Source organism: Paraburkholderia sp. GW821-FHT02A12 (assembly GCF_059422005.1).
In genome coordinates, this window is record NZ_JBWKWA010000002.1 from 2,195,531 (window position 1) to 2,209,755 (window position 14,225).

A 14,225-nucleotide genomic window follows, 5' to 3' on the forward strand; every position below is an offset into this window, starting at 1 on the left:
GATGCACAACCTGAAACTCGCCTGTTCGACCGGCGGCATGGTGACCAGTCCGCACGCGCTGGCGAGTGCCGCCGGCCTCGACGTGTTGCGCGCGGGTGGTAATGCAATCGAAGCCGCGATTGCGATCGGCGCGGCGCTGTGCGTGACCTATCCGCATTTCACCGGACTCGGCGGCGACGCCTTCTGGGTAATCGGCGACCGGCAAGGCATGTTGCGTACGGTGTCGGGCATCGGCCAGGCCGCTGCGCAGCCTCCCGCGTTCGACGGCGCCATTCCTGTGCGCGGCGGCGCCTCCGCACTCACCACCGCCGCGACCGTCGATACGTGGCATCAGGCTTACGCGATCAGCAAGACGTCATGGAGCGGCCAGCAAACGTGGGTATCGCTATTCGATCGCGCACTCGAGTACGCATCGGAGGGATTTCCAGTCACGCCGTCGCAGCACTTCTGGCAAAACTTGCGCGCCGATGAACTGCGTGCGCTGCCTGGCTTTGCGGCGACCTTCGCGCCGCACGGCCGGGTTCCCGCGATCGCCGAGCGCTTTGAGCAACCGGCGCTTGCACGCAGCATCGAACGGATTGCCCGCTTCGGCGCCCACGAGTTTTACCAGGGCGAGCTCGCGCAACGGCTCGCACGCGGTTTGCGCGAAGCCGGCTCGCCGCTGACCTTGAACGACCTCGCGAGAACGCAGGCACGCGATGAAGCACCCCTACGCGTCGCTTATCGCGGCGGCGAGCTGGTCAGCATGCGCCCGCCGACTCAAGGCGTGACGACCTTGCAGATCATGGGCACGCTCGATCGCTTCGACCTTGGATCGATCCACGAAGGCAGCGCCGATTACTACCACCTGCTGGTGGAAGCGGTGAAATGCGCGTTCGTGGATCGCGACCGCTTCGTGTCGGACCCGGAATTCAACCACGTGCCGGTCGACGACATGCTCTCGTCCGCGACACTCGACACGCATGCACGCTCGATCGACATGCGTGCGGCTCGCGCCTGGCCGCACGTTTTCCGGCCGGGCGATACGGTTTTCATCGGCGCGACGGATAGCCAGGGTCGCAGCGTCAGCGTACTGCAAACGGTCTACTTCGATTGGGGCAGCGGCGTGGTGGCGGGCGACACGGGGATTCTGTGGCACAACCGCGGCGCGTCGTTCAGCACGAATCCCGCGCATCACAACGCCGTGCGGCCAGGCAAGCGGCCCTTCCACACGCTTAATCCCGGCATGTATCTGAGGGACGGCCGTCCCCATCTGCTGTTCGGCACGCAAGGCGCGGACGGTCAGCCGCAAACGCTCGCCGCGATTCTCACGCGCCTGATCGACTACGGCATGGATCCGCTCACCGCCCTCGCCCGCCCGCGCTTTTTGCTTGGCAAGACTTTCTCCGACACACGCGACGCGTTGAAACTCGAGGAAGACGCAGGCGCCGGCGTGTTCGCCGAACTGGCCGCGCGCGGTCACGAGGTGAAAGCCATTCCCGCGCAAAGCCCGCTCGCAGGTCACCCCGGCGCGATCCGCATCGACGCGAACGGCGCGGCCTGCGGCGCGCACGATCCACGCAGCGACGGCCGCGCGCTCGGAGTCGATGAAGACGGCGGCGATCTCAGCCGAGCGTAAAGCGGTCGCGCGTCGTCACGTAGTCGCTCGCGCCGAAGCGGCCCACCGGAAAATAGTGCTGCAGCCGCACACGCCATGTCTCGGTGTCGATCAATTCATCGCGTGCATGCAAGCGAAGCACGCGGCCGATAAAAATCTGCCGGCTGGTCGTCTCCAGCTTCTCCCATAGCGCGCATTCGAAAGCGACCGGCGCTTCGGCGATGCGCGGCGGCGCGACCCGCGTGCTCGCCACCGGCGTGAGGCCGACTTCGGCGAGTTCGCTCACATCGGGCGGCAAGCGCTCGCCGCAGCGATGCATCTTCTCCGCAATCGCCTCGTCAGCGAGATGCACGACGAACTCGCCGGTCCGCACGATGTTCACCGCGGTGTCCTTGAGCGTGCCGTCGGCCACGCGGTTAATGCTGATCATCACGATCGGCGGCTCCTCGCCGAGCATGTTAAACATTGAGAACGGCGCAGCGTTGATCGTGCCGTCCGCGCCGAGCGTGGTGACGAGCGCGATCGGGCGCGGCACGATCAGGCTCGCCATCAGCTTGTAGCGCTGATATTCGGTGATCGCTTCGAAGTCGATTTCCATGATGGGCCGCCTAGGTCTGGGTAGCGTATTCAGTGATGCCGAGCAACTGGCCGAGACTTTTCTCGCCCCGCATCCGCGACGTTTCGATGCGCTCTTCCAGGTCGCGCAGATGCGCTTCCATATGCGCCATCGCGCCGGCTGCATCGCGTGCCTCGATGCAATCCACGATTGCCGCGTGTTCCGCGTGTTCACACGGTGCGTGGCCCGGCGGCTCATATACGCCGACGATCAGCGAGCAGCGCGACACCAGTTCCTTCAGATAGTTTTGCAGGATCGAATTGCCCGCCAGCACGGCGATGCGCATGTGGAAACCGCTGGCGAGCGTGGCCCACGACGGCTGATCGAAGCGATGCATCGCCTCGTGCTCATCGGCCAGTTGTTGACGCAACAACTCGATGTCCTTGCTGTTCGCGCGCTGCACAGCCAACTCGACCAGCATGCGTTCGACGGAGCGCCGCGCCTCGAAAATCTCGCGCGTTTCCTCCGGCGTCGGCGCGGCGATCACCGCGCCCTTGTTCGGCCGCAGCACGACAATGCCGTCGTAGGCGAGCTTTTCCAGCACCCGCCGCACGACGGCGCGGCCCACGCCGAACAGCTGGCACAACTCGGGCTCCGGCAGCTTCGTGCCGGGCGTCAGGCGGTGGTTCAGGACGCCGTCGAAGATCGACTGATAGATACGCGCGTCGACGTCCGCGTCCTCCTTGCGCGCCATCTTTGCGGTGGCCACGCTGGCTTTCGCGCTCATGCGAGTGCCGGGCGCAGCGCGCCTTCCCGTTCCAGTTCGTCCATATGACGCGCGATCGCGCCCGGCGTCGTGATCCATACATCGCCCTTCGCGCGCGCCGCGGCGATATGCGCAAGCGCGCGGCGCAGATGGCGCAGCCGGTACGGCTGCCCCACCAGATACGGATGCAGCGCGATGCCCATCACGAGCGCCTGCGGCTTCGTTCCGCGATTGGCCTGCTCGAGCATCTCGTCGAACTGATCGACGATCATGTCGGCGAACGCGCGTCCGTCCATATGACGCGCCACCATCATCGGCAAATCGTTGAGCTCCTGCGGGTACGGAATCGACCACAACGGCGCGCCGCGCGTGGCCATCCGCACGGGACGGTCGTCGTGGCACCAGTTCAGCGTGTAGCGATAGCCGGTCTCGGCCAGCAGATCGGGCGTGAGATGCGACTCCGAGATCCACGGCGAGAGCCAGCCGTCCGGCGGCGTGCCGGTTTCTTCGGCGATGCGCTCGCGGCAATGCAGAAGCAGCGCACGTTCACCGCTTTCGTCGAGATCGCTCTGCCGGTGCGCATTCGTATGGCCGTGGCCGATCAGTTCATCGCCGCGCGCAACGCAAGCGGCAACCAGCTCCGGGCAATGATCGTAGAGCGCTGTGTTGATGAGCGTGCCGGCCGGCAAGTCGAGCTGATCGAACAGTTCGATGCAGCGCCACGCCCCCACCCGGTTGCCATACTCGCGCCAGCTGTGATTCAGCACGTCCGGTTGCGGCGAGATTGGCCCGAGCGCGGCGCCGAGTCCTTCGCCGAAAGCAAAGTGCTCGATGTTAAAACCCAGATAGACGGCGAGTCCCTTGTCGCCGGGCCAGCGGAACCCATCGCTGTCCGTGATCGGCCGATAGGCAAAACGGCCATGCGTGGCGAGCAATTGGCGAGCGCGGTTCTCCGCTGCTGGCATGTTCCGTGATTCTTTCATTTGAAGAAAGCCATGGGTGACGATAAGCGACGGGAACGCGCCGGATGAACCGGGTTGGCCGGATCATGCCCCGTGACGGATCGAAGACGCACCGCGATCGCGCAAATAAATCCATTTGATCGCCGACGATCGATACATCAGATCGTTTGCAATATGTGAGCCAACTTGTAGACGTTAAGCACCGCAGCACGTTTGCAATCGACAAGCGTGACGACGCAACGTATGGCACATGTCTTGCATTTGCATGGTTTCGCGCAGACGGCGCTTGCGTCACGTTTGTATCACGCTTGTGCCACGCCTGCGCCCAGCCTTCGCCGTTCACGAGGACATCCCCTTCATGATTCAGCCTGCTTCAGCGGTGCTCGAAACCAAAGCCGCCGATATCGAACTGGTGCACGTCTCGAAGCAATACGGCGACGCGCTCGCGGTCGACGCTATCGATCTGCGTATCGCGGGCGGCCAGTACTGCTGCCTGCTCGGGCCATCCGGCTGCGGCAAGACGTCGACCTTGCGCATGATCGCGGGGCATGAATCCGTCACCGAAGGCGACATTCTGATCGCGGGCCGCAACGTCACGCGCGAAGAACCCGCCGCCCGCGGCACCGCGATGGTGTTTCAGAACTATGCGCTGTTCCCGCATCTGAGCGCGCTCGATAACGTGGCGTTCAGCCTGAAGATGCGTGGCGTCGCAAAGGACGTTCGCCGCAAACGCGCGGGCGAACTGCTGGAACTCGTCGCGATGTCGGCGTATGCCGAACGCAAACCGGCGCAGCTCTCCGGCGGCCAGCAGCAGCGCGTGGCGCTCGCGCGTGCGTTGCTGAATCAGCCCGGCTGCCTGTTGCTCGATGAACCGCTGTCCGCGCTCGATCCCTTCCTGCGCGTTCAGATGCGCGCCGAACTCAAGCGCTGGCAGAAGGAACTCGGCATCACCTTCGTGCACGTCACTCACTCGCAGGAAGAAGCGATGGCGCTTGCCGACCTGGTGGTCGTGATGAGCCATGGCCGCATCGAACAAAGCGGGTCGCCGCATGAAGTCTTCAACCGCCCGCGCACCGAGTTCGTCGCGCGTTTTCTTGGCGGACACAACGTATTCGACACGAACGGCCGCTTGTTTACCGTGCGCGCCGACCATCTGCGCGTGGTGCCGCACGGTGTGACGCCGGTCCAGACCGCGGGCGGCGAAAGCGGTCTCGCGCGAATCGGCGGTGTGCCCTGCACGGTGCGCGAAGCCGAATACCAGGGCACCCATTTGCGCATGACACTCGACCCGCTCGACGGCTCGCCTGAACTGATCTCGCTCGTGAGCGACGGCGAATACGATCCGGCAAGGCTCGGTCCCGAGGCGCGCGTGGTGGTCTGGTGGAACGAACAGGACGCCCACCCGCTGGCGGCCTGAGCGTTTGCGCGGCATTGCGTTATGCGGCCGTGTGCGGCCGTGTGCGGCCGTGAAGAGAGCGACTGATCTGGAACGTCAACCGGGCGCGAACTGAATTTCAACTGAGCGCCAACTGAGGAGAAAGCAATGAGTGAAGCGAACGAGAGCCCGGCAGCGGCCGCATCCGACCTGACGGAAAAAGGCCTGTCGCGCCGCACGTTCATCAAGGGCGCGGTGGCGGCGGCCGGGATTGCCGGTTTTCCGTACGTGCACGCGCAGGAGAAGATCACGTTGCGCTATCTCGGCACGGCGGTCAACCAGAGCGCCGACATCGCGAAGAAATTCAAGGAAGACACCGGCATCGAGATTCAATACGTGCCGGTGACCACCGACGACGTCGCCAAGCGCATCATCACGCAGCCGAACTCGTTCGACATTGTCGACACCGAATATTTTGCGCTCAAGAAGCTGATTCCGGCCGGCACGCTCGCGGGCCTCGACGCGAAGCGGATCAAACTCGCGGACAAGATCACCCCGGTGCTCACGCGCGGCGAAGTGAACGGCAAGAAGATCGGCGACCAGGGCACCGCGCCGAAAAAGGTGATGTTCCTGACCGGCCCCCGCTCCACCGAATTTTCGGCGACGCCCACCGAATGGATGACGCTGATTCCCACCACCTATAACGCCGATACGCTCGGCATTCGCCCCGACCTGATCAAGCGCCCGATCAACAGTTGGGCCGAGCTGCTCAATCCGCAGTTCAAGGGCAAGGCGGCGCTGCTCAACATTCCCGCGATCGGCATCATGGATTCGGCGATGGCGATCGAGGCGATGGGTCACGTCAAGTACGGCGACAAAGGCAATATGACGAAGGCCGAGATCGACCAGACCATCAAGATTCTGATCGAAGCCAAACGCGCCGGGCAGTTCCGCGCGTTCTGGAAGGACTTCAACGAAAGCGTGAACCTGATGGCCTCCGGCGAAGTGGTGATCCAGTCGATGTGGTCGCCGGCAGTGACCAAGGTGCGCACGATGGGTGTCGCCTGCACGTTCCAGCCGCTCAAGGAAGGCTATCGCTCGTGGGCATCGGGCTTCGGCTTTCCGCGCTCGCTGCAAGGCAAGAAGCTCGATGCCGCGTATGAGTTCGTCAACTGGTTCCAGAACGGCTGGGCCGGCGCCTACCTGATGCGCCAGGGCTACTACTCGGGCGTGCTCGAAACCGCGAAAACCCACATGCAAGCTTACGAGTGGGACTACTGGATCGAGGGCAAACCCGCCACCCAGGACATCAAGGCGCCGGACGGCCAGTTGCTCGAAAAGGCCGGCACCGTGCGCGACGGCGGCTCGTACAACCAGCGCATGGGCGCGATTGCCTGCTGGAATGCGGTGATGGACGAGAACATCTATATGATCCAGAAGTGGAACGAGTTCATCGCGGCCTGATTGACGCAGCTGTTTGACACGCTGCCGGCGCATCGCACGCCGGCAGCCGCTGCATTTCCGGCAGCGCAGTCATTCCACTGCAGTAATTCCGCCGCAGTCATTCCGCAGTCATTCCCCAGACACCGCCCATGGCAACGATCGAACTCCCCTCCCACGCGCAGGACGAACCCGCCAGGCACCGGCGCGCACCGGCATGGTTGCAGGCCACCCCGCTCACGCTGACGTTCGCGCTGTTCTTCATCGTGCCGCTCGTCATCACGCTGATCGTCAGCTTCTGGGACTTCAACGAATACCAGATCATCCCAACCTTCACGCTGAAGAACTACGCGGCGATTTTCAACGGCTGCTCGTCCATGACGGATGTCTGCGTGACCTTCAAGACATATTGGTCCACGCTCAAGTTCTGCGCGATCGTGTGGGCCGTCACGTTCGTGCTGGGGTTTTCGATCGCGTACTTCCTGTCGTTCCACGTGCGCACGACGAGCATGCAGACGGTGCTGTTCCTTGTCTGCACGATTCCGTTCTGGACCTCGAACGTGATCCGGATGATCTCGTGGATGCCGCTGCTCGGCCGCAATGGACTCGTCAACCAGGCGCTGCTGGGCGCGCATCTGATCGACCAGCCGCTCGAATGGCTGCTGTATTCGAATTTTTCGGTGGTGCTGGCGTTCGTGCACCTCTACACGTTTTTCATGATCGTGCCGATTTTCAACGCGATGATGCGCATCGACCGCTCCTTGCTCGAAGCGGCGCGCGATGCCGGCGCGAGCGGCTGGCAGGTCATTCGCAACGTGGTGTTGCCGCTCTCGAAGACCGGTATTGTGATCGGTTCGATCTTCGTGATCACGATCGTCATGGGCGACTTCCTGACCGTTGGCGTGATGGGCGGCCAGCAGATTGCATCGGTCGGCAAGATCATTCAGGTTCAGACCGGCTACCTGCAATTTCCCGCTGCGGCGGCTAACGCGATCATTCTTCTGGCCGTTGTGCTGATGATCGTGTGGGGTTTGACGCGGGTGGTCGATATCCGCAAGGAGCTTTGATATGCAGGCCAATCGCCTCAAACACCGCGAGCACCGGCCGGCGAGTTTTTACTGGCTCGCATTGCTGTTTGGCTTGTTCGTGCTGTTTTTGTATGGCCCGGTCATCACGATTTTCATTCTGTCCTTTCAGGGACCCGAGGGCGGGCTGACGTTTCCGATGCGCGGCGTTTCGCTGCACTGGTTTGCCGTGCTGCGCGACGGGGTCGGCGACGTCGATATCTGGGCCGCGTTTGGGCGATCCGTGCGGCTCGCTTTGGCGGTGACGGTTCTTACCGTGCTGTTTTCCGTGGCAGCGGGGTTGGCTTTTCGCAGGCGCTTTCGGGGCGATACGGCGGTGTTTTATGTGTCGGTTGCCAGTCTGATCATGCCTTCCATTATCGTTTCGCTTGGAATCGGATTGACGTTCCGGTTGCTGGACAACGGTATCAAGTATCTCGCTGCCGCATGGGGATATCAGTCTCTTGCCGACAGCTATACGACTTCGATGGGGTTGTTGACCTCTGCGCTTGGTGCGCATCTCACCTGGACTTTGCCCTTCGGTTTGTTGGTGATGTTTGCTGTTTTTAACCGGTTCAATCCGGCTTACGAAGAAGCTTCGAGGGATTTGGGCGCCACGCCGTGGCAGAGTTTCCGGCATGTCGTTCTGCCGATCATCGGCCCTTCGGTTGTCGGCGTTGCCATGTTCGGGTTCACGCTCTCATGGGATGAGATTGCTCGTACCTCGCAGGCGATCGGTGACCAGAATACTTTGCCGCTCGAGCTGCAGGGTCTTACCACTTCGGTGACTACGCCCGTGATTTACGCGCTTGGGACGATGACCACGGTTTTGTCATTTGCTGTGATGGGTTTGTGCCTGCTTGCTGTGAGGGGGTTGGCGCGAAAGCGCACGGTTGCTTGAGTTTTTGATTTCACGAACGCGGCATGTGGCACAGTATCGTCGAGCGCATGCGTTACGCTTGCGGAACTGGACAACGATCACAGCCACATGAAAAACCTGACTGCGTACGAACCCCCGGTCGACGAAGACGCGCTTTTGATGAAGTGGATCCGGCGCGTGCGCGAATCCCAGATGAGCCATTACGACATGGCCGACCTGCTGTCCGCGCGGGACCGCCGCGTCGGCTGGCTGGTGACCGCGCTGACCGCCTTTGTCGGCACGGCGGTGTTTGCGTCCTTGAATGCGGCGGCCGTCTCTCCGGCTTTCAGGATCATCGTGGGTCTCGTGAGCGTGACGGCCGCGGTCTCCGCCGCGCTGCAAACCTTCTTCCGATTTGCGGAGCGCGCGGAAAAGCATCGCGCCGCCGGAGCGAGGTATGGCGCGGTGCGGCGGCGGCTGGAAGCGGTCTTTGCGGGCGACACCGATGCGCGCGACGGCCACTATCTCACCGCGATTCGCGACGAACTGGACCGGCTGGCGGAAGATTCGCCGAACGTGCCGCCGGCGGTTTTCTATCGCACGCAACGCACCCTGTCCGGCGACGCCGAAAGAAGCCGCAGTGAATGAACGCACCACAAAGTTAGTGCGGATTCGACGTTAGCACGCGTCCAGGGTCCCAGACGGCGCTTAAGCTTCATTTAAGGCCGCACCCCGCACAATGTACGACGCTGCGCCAGCCCAATTCGGCATATTTTTCCGCACAGAATTCGCAGCAGGCCAGGCCCGCCGCGCAATATTTACACCTGCAACGGCCTTCGCCCGCGCCCGATTATGGTATTGTCCGCCGGACGCTCTAAAGCTCATTGCCACGCTTTATCGGGAAGCGTAATCGCTCCCTAAAAAATATTATGGAAGTCCAAAACGCCCGCCGTTGGGCACCACGGGGAAAGCGAGCCTGGCTTGCCGCAGCCGCCGCATTGGCGATCGCCAGCGGTGTGCGCCTGCTGCTTCACCCGCTCATCGGCCCGATCATGCCGGGCACCGCGTTCTGCATCGCGGCGTCACTGGTCGAATATTATTTCGGTCTCGCACCGGCATTGACAGTGATGCTGCTCGGTCTTGGTATCGCCGACTATCTGTTCGTTCCGCCCTACGCGACCATTGCCGTCTTCGATCGCGAAGACGTGATCCTGCTCGTCTCCTATCCGCTGGTCACGCTGTTGGTCATCGTGCTGGTCGAACGCCTGCGGCGCGCGCAGTTTCGCGCGGAGCTGATCGCATCGGTCGCGCAATCGCGCTATGAAATGCTGCTGCGTCACGACAACGAACGCATGCTCGCGCGCCGCGCCGTCGACGAAACGCACCGGCTGTTGCGGCATCTGTCGCATCATCACAAGACCTTTATCCTCATCCAGGCACTCGAGCGCAACGCGCTGCACCAGGCGGACGACATCAAACCGCAAGGCACGCTGCCGCGCCTGCCCAACGAGATCGCACCCGGCCCGCGCTTTGCCGAAGTCCATCCCGAAGATATCCACCGGCTCAGCAATGCATTGTGGCCCGGCAGCCATCGCGTCCGGCTGAGCAGCGGCGACGGCCGGTCGAAACTGACCGAGTGCGTGTGCGAACGCTTCACCACGCATGCGGGCGACTTCCTCGTGCTGCGGATCGGAACCTGAGCCATGAGCGGACCGACCAGCCTGTTCTATTCCGGCGACGACCATGCGGTGCTGATGCTGCACGGCCTGTCCAGCTCGCCGCTCGAATTGCGTTTCCTCGCGCGCCATCTGAACGCCGAAGGCTTCACGACCAGCGCGCCGCTCCTCGCCGGCTATAGCGCCGGTTCCGACGAAGCGGCCATGGAAGTCTGGCTCGACGCCGCCGTGCGCGAGTACGACGCGCTGGCCGCGCGCTTTGCCCGCGTGTCGATCTGCGGCCTTTCGATTGGCGCGGCGCTGGCGCTCGCGCTCGCGCACCGCCGCCCGCAAGCTCAAGCCGTGGTGCTGCTGTCGCTGACGCTGTCCTACGACGGCTGGGCGATCCCCTGGTATCGCTTTCTGCTCGACTGGGCGTACTTCACGCCGCTGCGCAACCGCTGGCGTTATCGCGAGGAGACGCCGTTCGGTCTGCGCAACGAAGCGCTCAGAGCGAAGATCGCGCGCGCCATGCAGCGCAGCGACTTCAGCGAAGTCGGCCCGTCGACCATTTCGTTGCCGGCGTTGCACCAGGCGAGCCGGCTGGCCGCGAACGTGCGCACGCTGGTGCGCGGCATCAAGACCGATTGCCTGATCGTCCACGCAATCGACGACGAAACGTCGAGCCCGCACAACGCCCGTTTTGTCGCAGGGAATATCGGCGCCGCTTTTTTACGCACCATCTGGCTGGATGACTCGTATCACATGATCACATCGGACAACGAGCGAGAGATCGTCGCGCGCGAAACCGCGCTGTTTCTGCGCGAAAGTGAAGTGGCCCACAGCAATAGCGACGGCGAGAGGCCGCAGGTCGTATCGAAGGCGTTGGCGCGGCGCCTGCGGCAACTCGCGGCGCTCGGCAAGGAGCGCGCATGACGCTCAGGCTCGGCAAACCGGCTCGCGCGCCGCTGCTGCTTGCGGCGGCTTGCCTCCTTGCGGCAAGCGTAGCGCGCGCTGACGATCAGAGTCCGGCTGCGGACGCGCAGGCGCCTGCGAATGCGAACGCGAGCGCCGACAGCAAATGGAAGATCGCGCTCGGGCCCGGCGTGATGGTCACGCCCAAGTATCCGGGCTCGCGCCAGTTGAGCGTGTTCCCCTTCCCTGCGCTCGACATCTCCTACGACGACCGGATTTTCTCGCAAGGTCCCGACGTACTCGGCATCAACGTGTTGCGAGGGCCGGCGTATCACCTGGGCGCTGCGCTCAGTTTCGATTTCCAGACCCGCAAGGAATCCGACGATCCGCGTCTGCACGGTCTCGGCGACGTGCACAGCGGCCCCAAGCTCAAGCTATTCGCCGATTACACGGTGTGGGCGTTCACGGGTTCGGTCGCGCTGTATCAGGATATCGCCGGACATCATCAGGGCACGACGGTGAGCACGGACGTGGTCGCTTCCGCGCCGGTCGGTGGATGGCTGTTCTCGGTGGGGCCCGGATTGACCTGGGCGAACGGCACCTATACGCGGACGTTCTTTGGCGTGTCGAGTCGGCAGAGCGCCGCTTCGGGGCTGCCGGTATACAACACCAGCGCCGGTGTGCGGGACATTCATATGAATGCGGTCGTCACTTACGATATTTCCAGACACTGGGTTGGGTCGGTGTCGGCAACGTTTGGACGTCTGGAGCATAACGCGGCCAATAGCCCGATTACCGAGCGGAGGTTTGAGCTCGATACGCTCGCCTCGGTGAATTATCGGTTTTAGCCCTGCCAGGCGGGGTTTTTGTTGTGCCTGCGGTGTTACGACCGCCCCTCGATATCGCCGAGATCGATCCCGAGCTCCGCGGCCATACGCGCAACCAGCACGTGAAGCCGGCTCACTTCATCAGCGAGCCTCTTCTGCTCGGCCTTAACAGCCTCGAACGCCGACAACGGCGCACTATCCTCATCGCCTCCCGCTTGGGCGATTTCACTCGCGCTGACTTCCCCGCATAACAGATGCATCCAGCGGTTCTCACGCTCGCCCGGCGTGCGTGCCAGTTTCACCACGCGAGGTGGCTCACCAACGGCGAGTTCGTCGAGAAACGCCTCGACCGACGAGATGTCCGCAAAACCGTGCAAACGCGCGCTGTTCAGCCGTAACTCGGCCGCGGTCTGCGGGCCGCGCAACAGCAGCGTGGTCAGCAACGCAGCCGACTGGCCCGGCAGCCCAAGCACGCGATTCATGTTGTGCTCGAACCGCGGCACACGGCTGCTGCTGCCCTCCAGAACCAGGCTCAGACGCTTCAGGCTGTCAATGGCAGTCAGCACCTCCGCTTCAGTGGCGCTCATCACCGGTGCGCGACCGGTCTTCTGGTTGCAGCCCAAAGTCAGCGCGTTGAGCGAAAGCGGATAACTGTCCGGCACAGTGTGCTGTTTTTCGACCAGCACGCCGAGCACGCGCCCTTCGAGTTGCGTCAGAGCACGGATGGACGGGCGGGAAAGAGCGTCAGGATTGGAGTTCATAGATGATGTCGCGGCGGACGCCGCCGGGTCGCGTGGACCGGCGTGCATAGCGTCGCAAAGCCGGGCGGAGTTTTTAGTTTGTGAGCCTTATGATAAACGGCCCAGGCACCCTCGGTGTACGAATCTCCGCAGCAACACGCCGCGCGCGGCGCTACGCGGCACGACGCATGCCGCCGCACAAAGCCCATTCCCGATGGAGCTTCCGCCCGGATTTTTGTTTCGTTGACGATTTTCCATATTCGAGATAATTTCCCGAATATGGAAAATTCAATCACCGACGACAACGCCATCGACCGTCGTATCGCCCAGCGTCTGCGGGCGCTGCGTGCCGAACGCAACTGGTCGCTCGACGATCTGGCGAAGCTTGGCAACGTCAGCCGCGCGACCTTATCGCGCCTCGAAAACGCCGCCGTGAGCCCTACCGCGAGCGTGCTGGGCAAACTCTGCGTCGCCTACGGTCTGCCGATGTCGCGCCTGATGCATATGGTCGAGGAAGATTTCGCGCCGCTGGTGCCGCGCAACGCGCAGCCGGTTTGGAGCGATCCCAGCGTCGGCTTCCGGCGGCGCTCGGTGTCGCCGCCGGCGCAGGCGCTGAGCGGCGAAGCGCTCGAGTGCGAACTCGACGCCGGCGTGCGCATCACTTACGACGCGTCGCCGAGACCGGGCCTCGAACATCACCTGATCCTGCTCGAAGGACAATTGCAGATCACCGTCGACGGGCAAAGCCACAATCTCCAACCCGGCGACTGTCTGCGTTACCAGCTGTTCGGCCCCAGCGCGTTCGTGACGCCCGCACATTGCGCCGCCCGCTACGTTCTTTTCATCGTGTGAGCCCGCATGACTGCAACCACCCCGATGAGCTTCTCCGCCGACGATCTGATTCGCCATACCCAGGAACTCGGCGCGCTGTTGCGCGCCTGCGTTCATGACGGCGCCAGCATCGGTTTCGTGTTGCCGTGCACGGTCGAGGAAAGCGAGGCGTTCTGGAGCACCAAGGTGCTGCCGTCGCTGCAAGCCGGTTCGCTCGTGCTGTTGGTGGCACGCTGCAAAGGCCGCATCGCGGGGACGGTTCAACTCGATTACGACACGATGCCGAACCAGCGCCACCGCGCCGAAGTGCGCAAGCTGCTGGTCCATCCCGAGTTTCGCCGCCAGGGGATCGCCAAGGCGCTGATGACGGAGCTCGAAGCCCGCGCAAGCCAGTTGCAGCGCAGCCTGCTCACGCTCGACACGCGCACCGGCGACAAGGCCGAGCCACTGTATGCATCGCTGGGTTACCGGACGGTCGGCGTGATTCCGGGCTTCTGCCGCGATACGATCGAAGAGCGGCTCGATTCGACAACGATCATGTACAAGGCGCTTTGAGAAAGCATCGGCGGTTCGCTGTCAGGCCGCTTTCGAAGATTTGAAAGTACCTTGCGCGCCGCCTTCTCCGCTTGCCGCCGTTA

The 14,225-nt window shown here is 63.1% G+C and carries 15 protein-coding genes; 11 read left to right on the forward strand and 4 right to left on the reverse strand.

All coding sequences use genetic code 11. The features are described 5' to 3' along the window. Position 1 precedes the first annotated feature (1 nt). On the forward strand, positions 2-1,618 hold the full coding sequence (locus tag AC07WT_RS31275; protein WP_494949950.1) for a gamma-glutamyltransferase family protein: 1,617 nt from the start codon (positions 2-4) through the stop codon (positions 1,616-1,618). Here the strand turns inward: AC07WT_RS31275 and AC07WT_RS31280 are convergent. The 3 genes from AC07WT_RS31280 to AC07WT_RS31290 are packed head-to-tail and all read right to left on the reverse strand — an operon-like array spanning position 1,605 to position 3,902. Then, positions 1,605-2,195, reverse strand: a complete 591-nt coding sequence (locus AC07WT_RS31280) for a flavin reductase family protein (protein WP_492596398.1) — start codon at positions 2,193-2,195, stop codon at positions 1,605-1,607. The two genes, AC07WT_RS31275 and AC07WT_RS31280, sit on opposite strands and share 14 nt — an antisense overlap. A 10-nt stretch (positions 2,196-2,205) precedes the next feature. Next, positions 2,206-2,940 (reverse strand): GntR family transcriptional regulator, encoded by a 735-nt coding sequence (locus AC07WT_RS31285; RefSeq protein ID WP_494949951.1) that lies wholly within the window; start codon positions 2,938-2,940, stop codon positions 2,206-2,208. Continuing rightward, the gene (locus tag AC07WT_RS31290) at positions 2,937-3,902 is read right to left on the reverse strand and encodes a polysaccharide deacetylase family protein (RefSeq protein ID WP_494949952.1); all 966 of its coding nucleotides are present in this window, start codon (positions 3,900-3,902) and stop codon (positions 2,937-2,939) included. The genes AC07WT_RS31285 and AC07WT_RS31290 overlap by 4 nt, the downstream gene beginning before the upstream one ends. Positions 3,903-4,239: 337 nt before the next feature. On the opposite strand from AC07WT_RS31290, the gene AC07WT_RS31295 reads away from it, so the two are divergent. From AC07WT_RS31295 to AC07WT_RS31330, 8 genes are all read left to right on the forward strand, one after another. Continuing rightward, on the forward strand, positions 4,240-5,298 hold the full coding sequence (locus tag AC07WT_RS31295) for an ABC transporter ATP-binding protein (protein ID WP_494949953.1): 1,059 nt from the start codon (positions 4,240-4,242) through the stop codon (positions 5,296-5,298). A gap of 126 nt (positions 5,299-5,424) precedes the next feature. Further along, positions 5,425-6,720: an ABC transporter substrate-binding protein gene (locus AC07WT_RS31300; RefSeq protein ID WP_492595837.1), complete on the forward strand. Its 1,296-nt coding sequence runs from the start codon at positions 5,425-5,427 to the stop codon at positions 6,718-6,720. A gap of 128 nt (positions 6,721-6,848) precedes the next feature. After that, positions 6,849-7,763: an ABC transporter permease gene (locus tag AC07WT_RS31305; RefSeq protein ID WP_494949954.1), complete on the forward strand. Its 915-nt coding sequence runs from the start codon at positions 6,849-6,851 to the stop codon at positions 7,761-7,763. Position 7,764: 1 nt separating this feature from the next. Further along, positions 7,765-8,661, forward strand: a complete 897-nt coding sequence (locus AC07WT_RS31310) for an ABC transporter permease (RefSeq protein ID WP_494949955.1) — start codon at positions 7,765-7,767, stop codon at positions 8,659-8,661. An 87-nt stretch (positions 8,662-8,748) separates the two neighbouring features. Continuing rightward, positions 8,749-9,267 (forward strand): SLATT domain-containing protein, encoded by a 519-nt coding sequence (locus AC07WT_RS31315; protein ID WP_494949956.1) that lies wholly within the window; start codon positions 8,749-8,751, stop codon positions 9,265-9,267. Positions 9,268-9,548: 281 nt separating this feature from the next. Then, a complete protein-coding gene (locus AC07WT_RS31320; RefSeq protein ID WP_494949957.1) occupies positions 9,549-10,319 on the forward strand; it encodes a DUF4118 domain-containing protein in 771 nt (256 codons plus the stop codon). A 3-nt stretch (positions 10,320-10,322) separates the two neighbouring features. Further along, positions 10,323-11,210 carry an alpha/beta hydrolase gene (locus AC07WT_RS31325; RefSeq protein ID WP_494949958.1) on the forward strand — a complete coding sequence of 296 codons (888 nt, stop codon included), beginning with the start codon at positions 10,323-10,325 and terminating at the stop codon, positions 11,208-11,210. Then, on the forward strand, positions 11,207-12,037 hold the full coding sequence (locus AC07WT_RS31330) for a MipA/OmpV family protein (protein WP_494949959.1): 831 nt from the start codon (positions 11,207-11,209) through the stop codon (positions 12,035-12,037). The genes AC07WT_RS31325 and AC07WT_RS31330 overlap by 4 nt, the downstream gene beginning before the upstream one ends. 35 nt (positions 12,038-12,072) lie before the next feature. Here AC07WT_RS31330 and AC07WT_RS31335 read toward each other — a convergent pair whose 3' ends face one another. Then, a complete protein-coding gene (locus AC07WT_RS31335; protein ID WP_494949960.1) occupies positions 12,073-12,777 on the reverse strand; it encodes a YceH family protein in 705 nt (234 codons plus the stop codon). 258 nt (positions 12,778-13,035) lie between these two features. On the opposite strand from AC07WT_RS31335, the gene AC07WT_RS31340 reads away from it, so the two are divergent. Together AC07WT_RS31340 and AC07WT_RS31345 are read left to right on the forward strand one after the other, a co-directional pair. Continuing rightward, positions 13,036-13,608, forward strand: coding sequence for a helix-turn-helix domain-containing protein (locus AC07WT_RS31340; RefSeq protein ID WP_494949961.1), 573 nt, complete (start codon positions 13,036-13,038; stop codon positions 13,606-13,608). A 6-nt stretch (positions 13,609-13,614) separates the two neighbouring features. Beyond that, positions 13,615-14,142, forward strand: a complete 528-nt coding sequence (locus tag AC07WT_RS31345; protein WP_494949962.1) for a GNAT family N-acetyltransferase — start codon at positions 13,615-13,617, stop codon at positions 14,140-14,142. Positions 14,143-14,225: the final 83 nt, after the last annotated feature.